Genomic DNA, 18,785 nt, shown 5'->3' with positions numbered 1-18,785 from the left:
TTTCGTTTAATCTTAAGGATTTTGTCCCAAATCGTATGGATAAGCATCATACTGAGCTTGCGGAATGTATTCGCATACAGCCGGAGAGTTGTAGGGTATTTCCAGGAACTTGTCTCCTTCGGTATGAGTGTGTCCGCCCGGATATTTTCTGTCCATAGTGTGTCTCCAGCGGAATACATCAAAGCGGCGATGTCCTTCCCAAGCCAGTTCCAGCATGCGTTCTTCCTCTACAATCTTAACTATGTTTTTAGCTTCTCCGTTTTCGGCGGTAGCCATGTTGGCAAGTGTCCATTCCGGTATGCCTGCTCTCCGGCGAAGTACATTCACATCGTCTAATGCCAATTGCGTTTGTCCTCGCTGCGCACTCACTTCGGCGCGTATCAGATACATTTCAGCCAATCGCGAAACAAGGGGCGACCACAGGTGAAACTCTTGTTCCTGGTATGAACACTTGTTGATGGCATATACAAGGAACCGGTTGTCTTTCTGTCTCAAAGTTTGAGCATTGTACACTTCAGGCTCAACACGGCCGATGTATTTGGTGCCGTCTGTTCCGGTAACATAATAGCGGGTACCCAGGTTGTAAGGCTCTGTTTGTATAACGTCACTCGTAAACAAGGCTACATCTGCTGCATTGGTAATGCGGTATGTACCATCGGGTTGCTTGGCTATTTTCACCTGTTTATACTCGTAGTTGGGTCCGGTTGCCGTCTGCCTGCGGGCATAAGCAAATGTCCAGTTCTGATAGTTCTTTGCGGGATTTCCGGTAATGGGGTAGATGTCCGTGTTAGTACCATCTTCTACGTATCTTTTGGTAATGAAACTGCTGCGCAGGTCTTTGGCGTATCCGTTCTCGTCAAGATAGAGTTCAAGTAGCTCCATATATCTGGAAGAGGCATAAATTTCTTCCCATCCCTGATTGTTTACGCGTATAAACAATCCACCGGGTCTGCTGTAGCTACTGTTGTCCATCTTTATGGTTCTGCGTACGGCGAAAATGGTTTCTTTGTTGTCTTCGGGCACAGCTTGCGGGTATGTGGCATATTGACTGCCTGTGATCAACTGAAATCTTCCGGAGTTGATAACGGCATTGGCCATGTTGTAGGCTCCGTCGTAATTCTCCATGTAGAGGTACACCCTTGCCAACAGGGCTTGAGCAGCTTCCTTGGTGGCATAACAGCTGTTTTTTGCCAACATACCTTCAGGCAGAGTCATGTAGGTAATGGCATCTTCCAAGTCCTTCACTATCTGTTCGTACACTTCCGCTACGGTAGAACGGCTCTCAGGCAGATCGCTTTGATCGCTTGTCAGCTTCAGGGGAAGTCCTGGATTTTGCTGAGGATTGTTGGAATAAGGTTGTGCAAACTCATTGATCAGTAAGAAGTAGCACAAAGCGCGCAGGTAATAGTTTTCGCCTATCATCACTGTTTGTTCCTTAGTAATCTGATCTCCCAATTCCTGTCCCATTTCAATTACCTTGTTGCAATTCCCTATGGTACGATAACCCAATTCCCAGGCATATTCGGTGGTGGTGCTGGCTATGTTCCTGCCATAATCATACATTTTGAACATGTAACTGGTAGAAGTACCTCCCCACGACAAGTCGTCGGCGCCGTAATTCTGAAAGTAATATCCATTATCAATCAGTCCACCGTCATTTTTCAACAGTCGGTAACTTCCTTGCGATAACTCGGTGATGTTGCGGGGTTCAAGGTCTTCCGCCATCACTCCATCATACATCCGAACATCCAAGTTGCATCCTGCCATGATTATTAGCAGAGCGATGGTCGCTAATGTATATATTGTCTTCATAATCGTTTGTTTTAAAATGTTGAAATTAGAAATTAACATTGAGTCCTACGGTAAAACGTTTTATAGTAGGGTATCCGATGGAACCACCTGCACCGTTGTATTCGGATGAGAACAATATCTCAGGATCTTGTCCCGAATACTTGGTGATAGTGAACAGGTTTTCGCCTCCCAGGGAGATGCGTACATCCTTTAGCTTGAGTGGTTCTACTATCTTTTTGGGTAGCGTATAGGATACACTCAACGACTTCAACTTAAAGAAATCTCCGTTTTCCAGATATCGGGTAGATTGTTCGGAAGCCATGTTATTTCCTCCTGCTATGAGTTGCGGATGCGTGGCAATATCTCCCGGCTTTTCCCACCGGCTCCAGCCGTCGGCTAACTTCATAGGAGGCTGAGATGGACGTTGTGCATCGCGGTCAAGCGCTCCGGCGCGCATACCGTTATAAATCTTGGCTCCGGCGCTGAATATGAAGTTGGCGTTGAGCGACAAGCCTTTCCACGAAAGGTTAGTGCTGATGGCGCCGTTATATTTAGGGGTAGGGGAAGCATCGAGCAATACGCGTGTAGATTCATTGTAATTGCCGGTAGCCGTTTTTTCGCCTGTCTCAGCATTTACTTTAAACCACAGGGGTGTTCCTGTCATGGCATCAACGCCGGCCCATTCGCGCATGTACCAGTTGCGGTAAGGATATCCTACAGCCGTAGCTTGATAGGTAGCCAAATCGTCTCCATCGGGTAGGTGGGTAATCTTGTTCTGGTTGTATCCCAGATTGAAACTCATGTCCCAATAGAGGTCTTTGGTCTTTATTATCTCCGGAGTAATGGTGATTTCAAAACCTTTGTTCTCTAACTTTCCATTATTGGCAGTCTGCCTGTTGAACCCTGTTACGGCGGGCAGGTGTCGCAGATAGATCAGGTTTTTCACCTTTTTGGAATAGAGGTCGAAGGTGACGCTCACCCGGTCGAACAAGCGCATGTCTAATCCAAAGTCCAGCGAAGCGGTTTGTTCCCACGTCAGGTCGGGATTGCCGGCATAATTTGAATAGAAAGCAATCTCGTTGGCATATTGTTGCGTGATGTCCAGTTTAGTAGTCCACTCGTAAGCGCCACCCGGCAAGTTACCCGAAATACCATACGAGATACGCGGTTTCAGCTCATTGACGAAGCCGAGTGTGCTGATAAACTCTTCTTCGTGCATGTTCCATCCGGCGCCAACCGACCAAAACGTAGCCCAACGCTTGTTAAGACCGAAACGCGATGAACCATCCCGGCGCACCATAGCTTGGAAGAGGTATTTGCTGTCGTATGAATAGTTGCCGTTAAAGAAATAGGCGGCATTCTTTTCCTCTGTTTTGCTACCCGATGTTGCCGGGTCTTCGGCGCCGGCGCCCAGTGTTTCACCACCCTGATAGATATTATATGTAGTGGTTGATGAAGTCCAGTAACGATACTCGTCATAGTCATAACCCAGATAGGCATTGATTTCGTGCTTTTCCCCAATTGTTTTCAGCAGTCGCAGCACCTGGCTGGTATAGATAGAGCGAGTGTTGGTATTACCGTCGGCGAATGAACCATGAATTCCGGCGCCGGCACGGCTGTTAGGGTCCGTATACGTATTAGAATAACTGTTGCTGAACCCTACTTTGTTATTTGACTCCAGCGTGAGGAAATCGAATATCTTATAATCGAAACCAAAACCTAAATCCGTAGCATTGCGGCGATTGTTGCCCCAATTCAAATGGCGGTCGTATAAATAGTTGCTTCCACCGTCCGAATACCAATAGTCGCTGGGGTTAGCTGTCAGCGCATCATTGCCGTTAGGCATACCCTGGCTTCCATCTTTCAGGTTACCTTCCGAATCCCACGGTGTGTCCCACGGTGTATAACTCGTGTAAGCCAAGGACTGCTGCTGATTAAACGTTTCGCGATAACTCACCGCTATTTTAGCTTTCAGGGTGAGGTTTTTATTCACAATGTAGTCAGTGTTAGAGCGCAGTGTGAAACGGTCGTAATCGTATCCCTTGATGGTACCTTCTTCGGTATAATAATCGCCCGAGATGTACGATCTCACTTTTTCATTCCCATATCTGTAGCTGATGTTATAGTTCTGGGTGAGTGCGTTTTGTGTAGCGAAGTCCCACCAATTGAAGTTCCGTTCCTTCAAATAAGGTTGGAGCCAAACCTGATCTTGCAGATTGCCGGCATTGGTATATGCCGTTTGCAAGTAGTCATAATATTCCGTTCCGTTCATCATTTGCAGGTTTCCTTGTTGCAACTGCGAAATACTGAACTTAGCCGAAACATCTACTTGCGATACCCCCAATGCTCCGCGCTTGGTGGTTACTTGTACCACGCCGTTTGCTCCGCGTGATCCGTATAGCGCAGTAGCCGCACCGTCCTTCAGGATGGCAATATTCTCTATGTCGTTAGGATTGAGTTCGGCTACAGCATCTCCTACTACGCCGTCTATTACCCATAAAGGTTCAACTTTAGCGCGTATAGACCCGATACCGCGAATGCGAATGCTGACTCCTGCGCCCGGCTGGCCTGATATTGGCGTTACTACTACTCCCGCTACTTTACCTTGCAGCATGTTTGCTACGCTCGGGGTAGTTACATCTTTCAGTTGCTCCGATTTAAGTGAGGCGATGGCTCCTGTGATAGAACTTTTGCGTTGCAGACCATACCCTACCACTATTACCTCTTCCAGAGCTTTGGCATCAGGCACCAGTCTTATAACTATTGGTCCGGTTCCTTTCACTGCATGCTCGTAGGTGGTGTATCCTATGAACGATACAAGCAGCGTTGCACCCGGAGGTACATTCAACGTGAAATTACCATCCACACCGGTCACAGTACCCACTCCGCTATTGCCTTTTACAATGACATTGGCTCCCGGAATCGTTTCTCCGTTTTCGTCAAACACCTGTCCACTGACTTTAATATCAGGGTTTTGCTGTTCTACCTGTGGGGCTGGTGCTTTCTTAACTACCACACTCACTTGCCGGCCGTTGATTTTGTATGCCAGATTCGTGATTTGCGAAAGTTCTTTCAGAATTTCCTCCGGCTTTTTACCGTTCATGTTGATGGATACTTTTTTCTCCAATTCGGACAAAAGTTCTTTAGAATACAGAATAACGAAGTTACTGTTCCGCTCAATGTGGCTGAATACTTCTTTCACTGTTTGCGTGGTTTTCACAGCTTGTTCATTGCTTGTTTCGCGAGCTTCTGCTGCACGAAGGGGAACAAAATGCCCTCCGGTTAATAAAAAAACACTAATTAATAGATAAAGAGATAAAAAATACCTCTTAGTCTGATAAGAAGTCATCTTCTTTTTCATACTTTCGTACTGATTTTTGTTACTAAAATAATTTGTTGACTGAAATCTCTTACGGTCGGGCAATATTGGGAGTATTGACCGACTGTTTTTTGTTTGTTCTTCTTCTTTCTATTTCTTCATTTCTTTACATTTTAAGGGTTAACGTATGTTTTTCATTGATTGCTTTCCGCATAGATAATATCGTTTTTCACAGTGAGTGTTTCGGGTAAGGTTTGTCTGATAGATTCTAATACTCTATCCAAATCTTCGTTCAGGAATAGTTTCCCGTAGAAAGGTTCATTCTCTATGGATGGGTCGCAGAAAATTATCTGCCCGTAGTATTCGCTTAGGTATTGAACCACTTCTTTTAATGTTTTCCCATTTAAGGGCCATACTCCATCCACCCAGTTAATGTATTCGAGTGCATTCACTTTCTCCTTTCTATGGATGCCCGCTTCGTTCAGCTCTACCAATTCGTTGGGTTGCATCTTGATGTGGTGTTTCTGGCGGTCTTTTACGTTTACCGCGCCTTCAACCAGTACCACATTTGCTTTGGAACTGCCTTTGTAGGCGGAAATGTTGAAGGATGTTCCAAGTACTTCCACTTCAAAGGCCGATGTGCTCACGGTAAAGGGTTTGGCTTCATCGCGGGCGACTTTCAGGTAAACTTCTCCTTCGATATAGATTTGTCTTTTTCCTTCTTTAAACGCACGTGGATAAATCACTTTACTGCCCGAGTTTATCCATATCTTACTATTGTCGGCAAGCACAATCATAGAGCGCCGTCCTTTAGGGACAATAATCTGGTTGTATTCTTCGGCTTGGTCTTGCTTTTCTTCTTTCGCTTCTTCTTCCAGTTTGTCCGAATTGACGTGTACCTGTCCTGTGGACGAATAAGCTACCTGCGAGTTATTGGCCAGTTCTATTTTCTTTTTATCGGAAACAACCAACGTAACTTCTTTTACGTCGTCATTGGAAGTATTTGCCAGCATGTATTGCTCCATTTTCTGTGCTTCGTTTATTTCTTCCTCCACTTTTTCTTGAGAGAAGAAATAAACACCCATCAAAAGAGCAACAGAAGCTGCCGCTCCCCAAATCCATGCAGGCTTGTTAGCCGACCGGCGCTGGGGATGCAATACGTTCGGTGCATCATTCTTCTTTATCTTTTGAAGAGTTTTGTTCCATATTCCTTCTGTTTCTACTTTTTCAGGATGGCATTCATCCCATATAAACATCAGTTTCTGAAATTCTTCTTTCTCTTCTTCCGACCGGAAAGGTTTCTCATCCGTAGATGCAAAACAGTCGTCGAGATAAGATGCCAACTTCTCGTATACGTTTTCTTCTTTGTTGTTTTCTTCCATTAACATATTCGTATTACTATATAAGACGCAATTATTTTTTTGATCTCCTATTCGAGATCGATATTTTTTGAGATTATTTTTTCAAGCCTTTTGAGATTAGTTCTAAAGCCTTTAACTCAAGTCTCGCAGCCTGTCTGTATATAACTGAACTATCCCTATTGATAACCAGTACTATCTCTATTGATCATCAGTACTATCCCTATTCTCCTCCTCCCGGGAGGAGGAGTACCCCGCCAGGGGGGAGGTGGTAGGTAAAANNAAATACCTATTAATCATAACTCTAAAGAATTCTTTTTTCACCTACCACCTCCCCCTGCGGTACTAACCCCCTCCGGCTCCCCCGTTATCGGGGGAGAGCAACCTCCCAGGAGGAGGAGAAACGGGATACTACTGATAATCAACAATATAAATAACATGCGAAACTCAAGTTACTCACTTTACACCTTATCAATTCTTATATTCATGAAAGAATATAACCGGGTTAACATCTTCTTTCATATTTCTTAATTCTTCGTACCGATCCACGGTTGGGCTTAATTCTCCCAACCCTGCTACTTTTATAAAATGCGGAATGTAATCTTGCGTAAGAACAGAATAAACGCCTTTTTCATCATTAAACCAGATTTCAAAAGGTGTTATCCAATCCCCCGTTTGCACATAATCATTGATGAAGCTTTCCGTAATTTTTGTTTCCTCGGTGATTCTGTTATATAATAGATAGTGTCGAAGGTGGCCTTTTATAAATTGAAAGCAGATATAGTTGTTGAACTCTACGTAATGACTAATACAATGTATTTTTCCTTCAAGAGAGAGCATATCAAAGTATCCTTTTTCATCATTCATCTTCTCTAAACGCTCTATGTCTTCGTACGAAGCGAAATCCTTGCTTTTTATCATGACTGTAGGGGTTACTTCGTTCCTGGATAAGGTCACAATGGTATCCATAAACATTTGTATGTATTGAGGAGTTTCGCTGGTTCTGGAATGGAAGAATCCTCCGGGCGCGCGTAGAGGGATGTTAAATCCCCGATTGTATGCGTCCGTATCTAAAAAAGTGGTATCCAAGCTACCTTCCGGCAAATTGATTTTCATTAATAAATCTTTGTTTTTACCTTCGTAGGCAGGGGCAACATTAGCATACAGAGAACCGGCTACATACTGAATTCCAAAAATATATTCGTCGGCTGTCTCTGTTTTTATCTTTTCAACAAATTCGACAGGCTCAATGCTATACTTGAATATATCATTCGTATAATGATTCAACATATAAAGGAATTGATGCTGCGTATCAATCGTGAAGTCTGTGATGTTCGAATACTCTCCCGGTCCCATTCCTACCCTTCCTATTTGATACATAAAGGCCCCATTCATGTCATAAACCAATAATTTATTGTATTCATTATCAAGAATATAGATTCTGTTTTGATGGATTTGCACGCCCGACACGCACTTTATCAAGCAATCATCTTTTGTTTCCAGAAGAATGCTTCTTGGAGGGTTGAATAATGATGAATAAAGGATTCGGTCTACATAATCGGCTTTGTCGAGGTCGATAACAAGAAGATTCTCATTATGGTTTGCGGGAGATGTTGCATGATTGTTTTTCGCTCCTGAAGAACAGGAACAGTACGAAAGCCATGCAAACACAACAATAAGTATTGTTTTTAACTTCTTCATATCTTTCTATTCATTGTTTTCCTATTCGGGATCGATATTTTTTGAGATTATTTTTTCAAGCCTTTTGAGATTAGTTCTAAAGCCTTGGCTATGTGGATATTAATGGTCTTGACGGAGATATCTAATATCTCTGCAATATTTTTATAAGGCAGCTTCTCTATCTTTGCCAGTACAAAAACCTGCTTGCACCGGGGTGGGAGGGTATCAATGATGTTGTTGATGCGGGACATCTCCTCGCGGCTGATAAGCTTTTCATCGGGAGTCTGCAAATCACAAGGGATGGCGTGCTCGCCTACCTCGTCCCATGAGATGGAAGAGCTTGATTGATTTCTTTTTCTTAAATAGGAAATGGTTTTATTGTGGGCAATGGTAAACAGCCATGCTCTTATGTTTTGTATCTCCTCTATTTTATCCTTATTCTGCCAGACCTCAAAGAATACGTCACTTACTATTTCTTCTGCCTCTTCCTTTGAATATACGAGGTACCGGACATAATACAGCAAATCATTCGAATAGAATTCGACAAAACGTTTAAAGCGACGTTCATCCATTCCGGTTGTATGATTTTGGAGATGCATAAATAAAGCTTGTATCTCAGTATTAAATTTGATTAGTTACAATTCCCGTTTTATATGTTGCGCACAAAGTTAAATAAATATATTGCTTTGCGCACAATTTTCGCATGTTTTTCGTTGCACAAGCCGGGAGCATTTGCGGCACATTTCGTCCATACCCGCTCCTTACCCGCTCCTCTACTGCTCCTCTATTGCTCCTCCTGTCGGGACTTTTATGGGGGCAAGAGAGGAGCAAGAGAGGAGCGGGTATGCAGAGAGTATGTTCTGCCCACGTTTTTGCCGGATAAACCGGCTTTTGCACTTTTCCTGCGGTATTTTGGAGTCTCGGATGCCAATATCAGACATTTTCTTCATGGGGATGAAGTTTATTATGCGATTTTTATGGTTATGTTTGCCAAAATTTCTACTTTTGTGCCTTTGTCGGATGAATGTAGATTTTCCCTTTAGCGGGAAGATGCATTTGCATACTAATTTTAAATCTAAATAATTAAGCATTATGGCTAACCTGCAATCTATTGTATCCCACTTCAAAGCGGAAGGTACAATTAAAGAAATTCAGCCTCTGGGTAGCGGACTGATCAATGACACCTACAAAGTGACTACCCTCGAAACGGACGCTCCCGATTATGTGTTACAACGTATCAACCATGCCATTTTCCGGAATGTGGATATGTTACAGGCTAATATTGAAGCTGTAACCCGCCATATCCGTAGGAAACTGACGGAACAGGGCGCGGAGGATATAGAGCGTAAAGTGCTTTCTTTCGTCCCCGCCGATACGGGCAAAACGTACTGGTATGACGGTGAGAACTACTGGCGTATCATGACTTTCATACCCAATGCAAAGACTTATGAAACGGTTGACCCGGAATATTCTTATTACGCCGGAGTGGCTTTCGGTAACTTCCAGGCAATGCTTGCCGATATTCCTGATACATTGGGCGAAACAATTCCTGATTTCCATAATATGGAATTCCGTTTGAAACAACTTCGTGATGCGGTTGCTGCCGATGCGGCAGGCCGTGTGAAGGAAGTGCAATGCTATCTGGATGAAATAGAAAAACGTGCGGATGAAATGTGCAAGGGCGAACGCCTGTATCGCGAAGGAAAACTGCCCAAACGCGTATGCCACTGCGACACGAAGGTAAACAACATGCTGTTCGACGAGGACGGTAAGGTGCTTTGCGTCATTGACCTCGACACGGTAATGCCCAATTTTATCTTCTCTGACTTCGGTGATTTCCTCCGTTCCGCCGCAAACACGGGTGCTGAGGATGATAAGGACCTGGATAATGTGAACTTCAATATGGAAATATTCAAGGCGTTTGCCAAAGGGTATCTGGAATCCGCCCGCGCATTCCTGCTTCCGGTAGAGATTGAAAATCTGCCTTATGCTGCCGCCTTGTTCCCTTATATGCAGTGTGTCCGTTTCCTGGCGGATTACATTAACGGTGATACTTATTATAAAACTAAATATCCGGAGCACAATCTGGTACGCACAAAAGCGCAGTTCAAGCTGTTGCAGAGCGCAGAAGAGCATACGCCGGAGATGCAGGAGTTTATTAAATCGTCCTTGTAAATACCCAATAGAAGTATCTCATTTGAGGATGTACCAGAGCAGTCTTTCATCCGCAGGTTACACGGATTGCGCGGATTTCTGTAAAATCGAATCTGTGTTATCTGCGTAATCTGCGGACGAGGAATGTCTTTTTGATAATGCACTTTACCTTTGATACAGCCTCAGGTGAGATACAATTTATAGCTTAACACAATGTTTATATGAATAAAATATCCTTTGCGAACGCATTCCGGGGTCTTACAGCATTACTGATAGTTTTGTTCTGTACTTCCCCCCTGTTCGCATCTAACCCCCAAAAGAATGAAATGAAAGAGCTGAATGTAAAGAAAGTAAGTGTGGCAAGTGTAGCGGTGAAAGATGTTCCCGCTCTGCTCAACAAAGAAGAAGTGGCTTTTCAGCCGATTAATACGGTGAACTGGGAGTCATACCCTTACCGTCCGGAAGTGGAATTCCGTATTGCGCATACGGACGATGCCATTCTGTTGCATTATAAAGTGAAAGAGGCCAGTGTCCGTGCGGTAGCCGCCGGAGATAACGGTCCTGTATGGGAAGATGCTTGCGTGGAATTCTTTTCCATACCGGCCGGTGACGGAATATACTACAATATTGAATGTAACTGTGTAGGAACTCTTCTCATAGGCGCAGGCGCCGAACGCGGCAACCGTGAACATGCGTCGCAGGAAGTGATGGATAAAGTACAGCGTTGGTCTTCTCTGGGTCGTGACTCTTTTGAAGAACGGATAGGCGAATGTAATTGGGAAGTAGCGTTAGTGATTCCTTATTCCGCTTTCTTCAAGCACCGGCTTACTAATCTTGACGGAAAGAAAATCCGTGCCAATTTCTATAAATGCGGCGATAAACTTCAGACTCCTCATTTCCTTTCGTGGAATCCCATTGAAATACAGAAGCCGGACTTCCATCGTCCCGATTTCTTTGGTACGCTGAATTTTGAATAATAGCCTGTATGATTCATGTCGGTTAGGAGTTAAGGGAGTTATTGCTTCGCTTAGGAGTTAGAGGGGTTAAAGCCGATAGTAATGCTCTGATATGCAGAGTTAAATCAGATACGGAGTATCGACTTTAACTCCTAAGCCCGCTTAAGGGCTGATAACTCCTGAGCGAAGCGATAACTCCTTTAACTCCTCTAACTCCTACAGCATGAATAATGCAGGTTAATGTAAGAGGCATTTTTCTTATTTCACAATACCTTTCGACGTTCGTATGAAGTCGAGGATATTCTGTATCTCGTCACTCATCGGTACTTGGTCTTCTACCTTTTGCAAGGCGTCCTGTATGCTGAAATTGCCCTGATAAATCAACCGGTAAGCGTTTACGATATGGCGCAGAATGCGTTCGCTTGTGTTATTCCGGTGTTGCAGTATTAAGGCGTTGACGCCGTGATAGGTAGCCGGATTACCATGCATAATGACGTAAGGCGGTACATCTTTCGATATGCGGCATCCTGCCTGTATCAATACCCAACCGCCGATATGGCTGCCTTGGTGCAGAATGACGTTGCTGCTCAGGATAGAGCAGGTATCTATCCGGCAGTTGCCGGCTATGGCAGCCTTGAGTCCCAGTACACAGTGGTCGCCTACCTGTACGTCGTGACACAGGTGTACGCCTTCCATAAGAAAGTTTTCATTGCCGATGCGGGTGGCGTCTCCCTCGTGTGTGGCACGGCTGATAACTACATTCTCGCGGATATCATTCTTGTCGCCGATAACCAGCAGAGTTTTGTCACCCGTGAAATTGAAATCTTGCGGCATAGTACCGAGCACAGCGCCGTGATGCACCTTGTTCCCTTGCCCCATACGTGTACCTTCGAGGATGCGTGCACCGGACATGATTATGCACTCGTCACCAATCTCTACATCGCCTTCTATGTATGCGAAAGGCTGAACCGTTACATTCTTGCCGAGCTTTGCGGCAGAATCTACAAATGCTAATGGACTTATCATAATTGTTATTTATATAATGTTTCGACATAATTAGTTTGTACTATAAAAGGGAATTGGGCGAAGCGGAGCTTCGCAGTGATTAGTGTTTACTGATGAGTGATTAGCGATTAACGATTACTAATTAAGATTAATGATTAACAGGAGTATCTCTATTAATCATTAATCATCGAGATACTCTTATTAATCACTAAACACTAACCCCTAATCCCTAATCGTTAATACTCCCTTCCTCCCCCCAACGCCTGATACAAACTCACCACAGCCTGCATACGGTCGAAAGTGTCGGATACCTCGGAAAGCTGGGCGCTGAGATAAGATTGCTCGGCGGACAGCACTTCCAGATAGGTTGACGTGCCTAAGCTAAACAATTCCTTTGTATAATCCGCCGCATTTTTGGCGGAGTTTACCTGCATGGTACGGGATGCAGCTTTTTCCGTATTAGCCTGATACTGATACAGGGCGTTGCTAACTTCGCTTCCGGCATTCAGTAATGTTTGCCGGAATTGTATCTTGGCTTCTTCCTGCTGAGCCTTGGCTATTTTCAGCCGGGCGATGTTTGCACCGTTCTGGAACAACGGCTGTGTCAGTGATGCAACGGCAGAAGCCAGGAACTTAGCCGGATTGATGATGGCGGAACCCGCACTGTTAGTCCAGCCTGCCGAACCGCCGAGCGTAATCCGCGGATAGAAGTTGGAGCGCGCCGTATTTGTATTATAGTATGCGGCAGCCAGTGACATCTCGGCTGCTTTCACGTCCGGGCGGTTGGAAAGCATCTGCAAAGGCACTCCTACGGAGAATTCCGCTGGAAGTTGCTGGTCTTCCAGCACTCCGCGTTTGACGGTTTGCGGAGCTTCACCCAGCAGGATGCTGAGAGCGTTTTCCGTCTGGCGTATGCTGCGGCGAATCTCAGGCAGAGAGGCTAACACCTGGGCGTAGGCGGCACGACTTTGTTCTACGCCGGCAGCATTGATGTTATACATGGCTGCATCCTTCATTGCCTGCATCGTTTCAGTGTTCCGCTTCATGATGTCGGCGGTCTGTTGAGATATCCCCAGTTGGCGGTCCAGCATGAGCAGTGTGTAGTACATGTTGGCGATACCGGCGATGATTTGGCTATGCACGGCCTGTTGATAAGCCTTCGTTTGTTCCAGCGTAGCTTTGGCATAACGTTTCGGATTCAGTAACTGACCGAAGAGGTCTATTTGCCATGTGGCGGTTACGGGCAGTGAATATGTCTTGGTAGCGGCGTTACGGTCGAAGCTGCTGATGGTTCCCTGCGGGGACAGCGCCAGTGCAGGCGCAAAGGCGAGTTTGGCTGCCAGCAACGGGGCTTCCGCTTCTTTCACTTTCAGGGCGGCGGTGCGTATATCGGAATTGTTTTCCAATCCTTTTTCGATGAGCGCCTGCAACTGAGGGTCGGTAAATACTTCCCTCCAGGGCAGATTACCGAAGCTGGCGGTATCCGCAACCAACAACGTGTCGTTTATGGATGCCGTATCACGATACAGTCCGGCGGTAGTGATATCCTCGGGTCTGTCGTATGACTTGTAGATATGGCAACTACTTAACAAAACAGCTGTACACATCAGGGTTATAATTTGTTTCTTCATCTTTATCTAATACCTATTTTGCATATTGTTCAATCTCAGGTTTCGCGTCGGAATTGTCTATATCCGCCCATTCCATCGGCTTAATCTTCTCTTGCAGATACTGGAATGCAACAAACAGTGCGGGCACAACGAATATCTGCAATATCATACCGATTAGCATACCGCCAATGGCGGAAGTACCCAGCGTGCGGTTGCCGTTGGCTCCTGCACCGGAAGCCAGCATTAACGGAATCAAACCGACAATCATAGCCCCTGACGTCATGAGGATGGGGCGCAGACGTGCAGCGGCACCCAGTACGGCTGCCCACGTGATACTCATTCCCATTTTGCGGCGCTCGAGGGCGAACTCTACAATCAGGATGGCGTTCTTTGCCAACAGTCCCATCAACATAATGAGGGCGATTTGCATGTAAATGTCGTTGGACATAGACCCCATTATCATCTTCATGATGGAGATGTTACCGATGGCGCTCATGCCGTTGACAAACAGGAAGCTACCCAGCAGACCGAACGGAATGGACAGCAATACGGATAGCGGCAGGATGTAGCTTTCGTACTGCGCACTCAGCAACAGGTAAACGAAGACGAAGCAGAGCAGGAAGATCAGGCCTGTGGTGCTACCGCTGCTTGCAGCTTCCTCGCGTGCTATACCTCCGTACTCGTAACCGAAGCCGGCAGGCAGATTTTCATTGGCAACCTCGGATATGGCTGCCAGCGCCTGACCCGAAGTATAACCGGAAGCGGGAGAAACCATTACTTTCATGGAAGTATAGAGATTGAAACGACTGATAACATCCGGCCCGTACACTTTCTTGATAGAAATAAATTGGGTGATGGGCGCCATCTCGTTGCCGTTGCGTACCTTGATGCTTGACAAAGATTCCAGGTTCTTGGTAGCTTCGGGTTCAGCCTGAATCATTACGCGGTACATCTTGCCGAAACTGTTGAAGTTGGAAGCATACAAACCGCCGAAGTATCCTTGCATGGTGCTGAGAATGTCGTTTGGACTGAGGCCGGCTTTCTTGCAGGCGGCAGCGTCGATGTCCAGCATATACTGCGGGAAGTTGGGGTTGAAGCTGGTTTTAGCGGAGTTTATTTCCGGGCGTTTCTGCAATTCGGCGGTGTAGTTGTTTACTATGTCGAAGAAGTGGTTCAGGTCGCCGCCTGTCTTATCCTGCATGTTCAATTCGATGTCGCTGGATGCAGAATACCCCGGAATCATCGGAGGGGCGAAGAATAATACCTGAGCCTCCTTGATAATTTTCTGCGCACGCATAAACAGCGTGATGTACACAAAGTTTGAATTCTGCATGGTGGAACGTTCATCCCAGTTCTTTAGCTTGACGATGATGGAGCCATAAGAAGGGCCTTGTCCGCCCAGGAAGCTGAAGCCGGAGATTACCGTGCGGGATGCAACGGCGGGATCGGCTGCTACCAGACTGTCTACACGGTTCAGTATCTCGCGTGCACGCTCCTGTGAAGTGCCGGGAGGCAGAGTTACCGCGCCCATAATGGTTCCTGTGTCTTCGTTTGGAACCATACCCGTTGGCGTAATCTGCATGAAGAATACCAGCAGTACGATAGACGCAGCTACGCAGCCGAAGGTGAGCCATCTCTTTTGAATGAAGAAGAGCACTTGTTTCTTATATTTCTTCACCATCTTCTCGTAAGCAACATTGAAGCCGGTATGGAACCGGCTGATGAAGGTGGACTTCTTTTTGCCGCTTTCATCGTGAGGTTTCAGGAAGATGGCGCACAGGGCGGGACTCAGGGTTAAGGCGTTCAATGCGGAGAAACCAATGGCGATAGCCATAGTAAGACCGAACTGCCGATAGAATGTACCTGCCGTACCACCCATGAAACTAACCGGAACGAATACCGACATCATGACCAATGTGATGGAAACAATGGCGCCGCCCAGTTCACTCATGGCGTCGATGGAAGCGGTGCGGGCTGATTTATACCCTTGGTCTAACTTCGCATGGACGCCTTCGACAACGACTATGGCGTCGTCCACCACAATGGCAATGGCAAGTACCATCGCGGAGAGGGTTAGCAGGTTGATACTGAAACCAATCAGCTTCAGCACGAAGAATGTTCCAATCAATGCCACGGGAATGGCGATGGCGGGAATCAGCGTGGAGCGGAAGTCTTGCAGGAAGAGGTACACTACAAGGAACACGAGGATGAACGCTTCAATCAAAGTCTTGATTACCTCGTGGATGGAAGCATACAGAAAGTCGTTGGCGCTTTGTGCGATATTGATGCTTACGCCGGAAGGCAGTTTCCCGGAGTAGCTGTCCAACAGTTCTTCCAAATCGCTGATAGTTTGAGTGGCGTTGCTTCCTGCCATTTGGAATACGATGCAACTCACGGCTTTATGACCGTTTACGGTATTGTTGAAACCGTAAGTGAGACGTCCCAGTTCTATGTCGGCAATGTCTTTCAGGCGGAGCACTTCGCCGTTTTCCAAGGCTTTGATAACGATGTTTTCAAATTCTTCCGGCTGTTGCAGACGTCCCTTGTAGCGTATCGTGTACTGGAATGTCTGGTTGCTGCGTTCGCCAAATTGTCCGGGAGCGGCTTCAATGTTCTGCTCGGCAAGGGATGCCGCCACATCGTTGGGAACCAGTTTATATTGCGCCATTACATCGGGTTTCAGCCAGATGCGCATGGAGTAGTCCACACCCATCACCATAGCGTCGCCTACACCGGCAATACGTTTCACCTCGGGAATGAGGTTGATGTTGGCGTAGTTCTCCAGGAACTCGATGTTGTATTTGTCTGTCTCGTCGTAGACGGAGAATATCATCAGCATGGAGGTCTGGCGCTTTTGCGTGGTTACGCCTACGCGGGTTACTTCGGCGGGCAGTAGTCCTTGTGCCATTGAAACGCGGTTCTGTACGTTGACGGCAGCCATATCCGGGTTGGTTCCCTGTTTAAAGAATACGGAGATGCTGGCGGAGCCGCTGTTGGAAGCGTCGGAGGTCATGTACATCATGTTCTCCACACCGTTAATCTGGTCTTCAAGCGGTGCAACGACAGAGTTTAACACCGTTTGGGCGTTGGCTCCGGTATAAGAGGCGCGCACCGATACGGTTGGTGGGGCTATGTCCGGATATTGGGTAATAGGCAGCGTAGCCAAGCCAATGAGTCCCAGGATTACTATCAGAACGGAGATTACCGTGGACAGTACCGGACGATTGATGAATCTATCTAATTTCATGCTATTTACTGATTAGTAGCTAGTGATTAGCGGTTAGTGATAAGTGATTAGCAGTTAGTGGTTAGCGGTTAGTGTTTAGTGATAAGTGATTAGCAACTTAACTAATCACTAAACGTTAATCACTAATCACTAACCATTAAACATTAATTAAACGCTGTTTCAATATTGCCTTCTTTCTGGTCTTTCAGCGCTTTCTGGTATTCGGCTTCTTTCTCGGCGGGAGTGATAGGAGTGATGGACATGCCGTCTTTCAGGTTCTGTACACCTTCGATTACAATCCGGTCGCCTGCTTTCAATCCGTTGGTTATGTAATAGTACTTACCGTCGTTGAGCTTGAATACTTGTACTTCGGTATTCTTGAGGATGCTGTCGGACTGTACAACGAATACGAATCTCTTGTCCTGAATCTCGTTTGTGGCGGATTGCGGTATCATGATGACGTTGTGCATCGGATTGGGGAATACCACATTGCCCGTGCCGCCGCTGCGCAGAATATTGCGTCCGTTGGGGAAAAGGGCGCGCATACTGACCGAACCGGTAGCCTGGTCGATTACGCCGCTAATGGTCTCTACGCGTCCGCTGTCTGCATACATGGTTCCGTCGATAAGCTGTAACCATACGTTGGGCATCCTGGCGAGGATTTCGTTAACGCTGCCGCCTTCGCGTATCTGGGATAGCAGTTCTCTTTCGGTCATGGAGAAATAGGCGTACATTTCGGAAATATCGGCAACGGTAGTAAGGGGAGTGGCTACCGTGGGGCTGACTAAACTTCCTACGCGGTAGGAAATGGTGCCTACTATACCGTCGCTGGGGCTGGTTACGTTGGTATACGACAGATTGTTCCGGGCATTTACCAATTGTGCTTCCGCTTGTGCCAGTTGCGCCTTGGCTTGCTTCAGTTGATTTTCGGTCATTTGCAGGTCGTAATCACTGATGATGTTTTTTGCGTTCAATTCACGTTTGTTATTGACCGTGAGTTCTTGCGTGTCTGCGGCGGCTTTGGCTGTTTCTACAGCGGCTTCAGCCGAATTGACGGCGGCCTGGTACTGCACGGGGTCAATGCTGAACAATAGTTGCCCTTTGCGTACAAAGGCGCCTTCGTCTACATGTAGTTTGGTGATGAAACCGCTTACCATCGGGCGGATTTCAACGTCTTGTTTACCCTTGATGGTGGCGGGATAGCTATTCGTTAAATTAGCTGTGGTAGTGTTCACTGTAATCACTGCGTATTCGGGCGCATTACCCGTGGCTTTGTCGCCTTGTCCGCAGCCGGACAGTGACAGGCAAGATGCCAACAAAATCAATCTACTCTTCATACTTGTTATAATTCTCTGTCTTTGGGTTTATTTTATTTCTCTGATTAAGGGTCTCTTTGATTAAGGGTCTCTTTGAATGAAGGGGTCTTTGATTAAGGGGTTCTATGATTTAAGCTTCTCTCTGATTAAAGGTTCTCTCTCTCTTTCCATAGCTGGATTTGTTCGGGGGGAGAAAGGAGAAGAACTAAAAGATTCCTTTTGGTTTTGAACTGCAAAATCGTCTACTTTTAAACAAATTAGTCTTATTAATGTTCTGCTTTGAACGATGTTTTATATAAATATTACGTAAGAATCAGAGCTTTCGCAAACTATTTATATTGTCGATTACTAACCTACATTATTCATAGTG

The 18,785-nt window shown here is 46.0% G+C and carries 11 protein-coding genes; 2 read left to right on the top strand and 9 right to left on the bottom strand.

Annotated features, from left to right (window positions below; translation table 11 throughout):
- Nucleotides 1-12: 12 nt before the first annotated feature.
- The 5 genes from B2Z67_RS04005 to B2Z67_RS03985 form a co-directional block, all read right to left on the bottom strand.
- The gene (locus B2Z67_RS04005) at nucleotides 13-1,812 is read right to left on the bottom strand and encodes a RagB/SusD family nutrient uptake outer membrane protein (protein WP_291528532.1); all 1,800 of its coding nucleotides are present in this window, start codon (nucleotides 1,810-1,812) and stop codon (nucleotides 13-15) included.
- A 25-nt stretch (nucleotides 1,813-1,837) separates the two neighbouring features.
- A complete protein-coding gene (locus B2Z67_RS04000; RefSeq protein ID WP_291528531.1) occupies nucleotides 1,838-5,152 on the bottom strand; it encodes a TonB-dependent receptor in 3,315 nt (1,104 codons plus the stop codon).
- Nucleotides 5,153-5,304: 152 nt separating this feature from the next.
- Nucleotides 5,305-6,492 carry a FecR family protein gene (locus B2Z67_RS03995; RefSeq protein WP_291528530.1) on the bottom strand — a complete coding sequence of 396 codons (1,188 nt, stop codon included), beginning with the start codon at nucleotides 6,490-6,492 and terminating at the stop codon, nucleotides 5,305-5,307.
- 447 nt (nucleotides 6,493-6,939) lie between these two features.
- The gene (locus tag B2Z67_RS03990; protein ID WP_291528529.1) at nucleotides 6,940-8,169 is read right to left on the bottom strand and encodes a 6-bladed beta-propeller; all 1,230 of its coding nucleotides are present in this window, start codon (nucleotides 8,167-8,169) and stop codon (nucleotides 6,940-6,942) included.
- A gap of 47 nt (nucleotides 8,170-8,216) precedes the next feature.
- Nucleotides 8,217-8,747: an RNA polymerase sigma-70 factor gene (locus B2Z67_RS03985; RefSeq protein WP_291528528.1), complete on the bottom strand. Its 531-nt coding sequence runs from the start codon at nucleotides 8,745-8,747 to the stop codon at nucleotides 8,217-8,219.
- Between the two features lie 493 nt (nucleotides 8,748-9,240).
- Here B2Z67_RS03985 and B2Z67_RS03980 point away from each other — a divergent pair, with 493 nt between their 5' ends.
- Together B2Z67_RS03980 and B2Z67_RS03975 are read left to right on the top strand one after the other, a co-directional pair.
- The gene (locus tag B2Z67_RS03980; protein ID WP_291528527.1) at nucleotides 9,241-10,323 is read left to right on the top strand and encodes a phosphotransferase enzyme family protein; all 1,083 of its coding nucleotides are present in this window, start codon (nucleotides 9,241-9,243) and stop codon (nucleotides 10,321-10,323) included.
- A 314-nt stretch (nucleotides 10,324-10,637) separates the two neighbouring features.
- Nucleotides 10,638-11,279, top strand: coding sequence for a carbohydrate-binding family 9-like protein (locus B2Z67_RS03975; protein WP_349677263.1), 642 nt, complete (start codon nucleotides 10,638-10,640; stop codon nucleotides 11,277-11,279).
- A 237-nt stretch (nucleotides 11,280-11,516) separates the two neighbouring features.
- On the opposite strand, the gene lpxA is transcribed toward B2Z67_RS03975, so the two are convergent.
- The 4 genes from lpxA to B2Z67_RS03955 form a co-directional block, all read right to left on the bottom strand.
- Entirely contained in the window at nucleotides 11,517-12,284 is a 768-nt protein-coding gene (gene lpxA, locus B2Z67_RS03970) for an acyl-ACP--UDP-N-acetylglucosamine O-acyltransferase (RefSeq protein ID WP_291528525.1), read from the bottom strand.
- Between the two features lie 215 nt (nucleotides 12,285-12,499).
- Nucleotides 12,500-13,894 (bottom strand): TolC family protein, encoded by a 1,395-nt coding sequence (locus B2Z67_RS03965; protein WP_291528524.1) that lies wholly within the window; start codon nucleotides 13,892-13,894, stop codon nucleotides 12,500-12,502.
- 13 nt (nucleotides 13,895-13,907) lie between these two features.
- The gene (locus B2Z67_RS03960; RefSeq protein ID WP_291528523.1) at nucleotides 13,908-17,120 is read right to left on the bottom strand and encodes an efflux RND transporter permease subunit; all 3,213 of its coding nucleotides are present in this window, start codon (nucleotides 17,118-17,120) and stop codon (nucleotides 13,908-13,910) included.
- 143 nt (nucleotides 17,121-17,263) lie between these two features.
- Nucleotides 17,264-18,436 carry an efflux RND transporter periplasmic adaptor subunit gene (locus B2Z67_RS03955; RefSeq protein ID WP_291528522.1) on the bottom strand — a complete coding sequence of 391 codons (1,173 nt, stop codon included), beginning with the start codon at nucleotides 18,434-18,436 and terminating at the stop codon, nucleotides 17,264-17,266.
- Nucleotides 18,437-18,785 lie beyond the last annotated feature (349 nt).

This window comes from Bacteroides sp. UBA939 (genome assembly GCF_002293435.1).
Lineage (GTDB): Bacteria > Bacteroidota > Bacteroidia > Bacteroidales > Bacteroidaceae > Bacteroides.
This window is presented reverse-complemented; position numbering and strand designations above follow the sequence as displayed.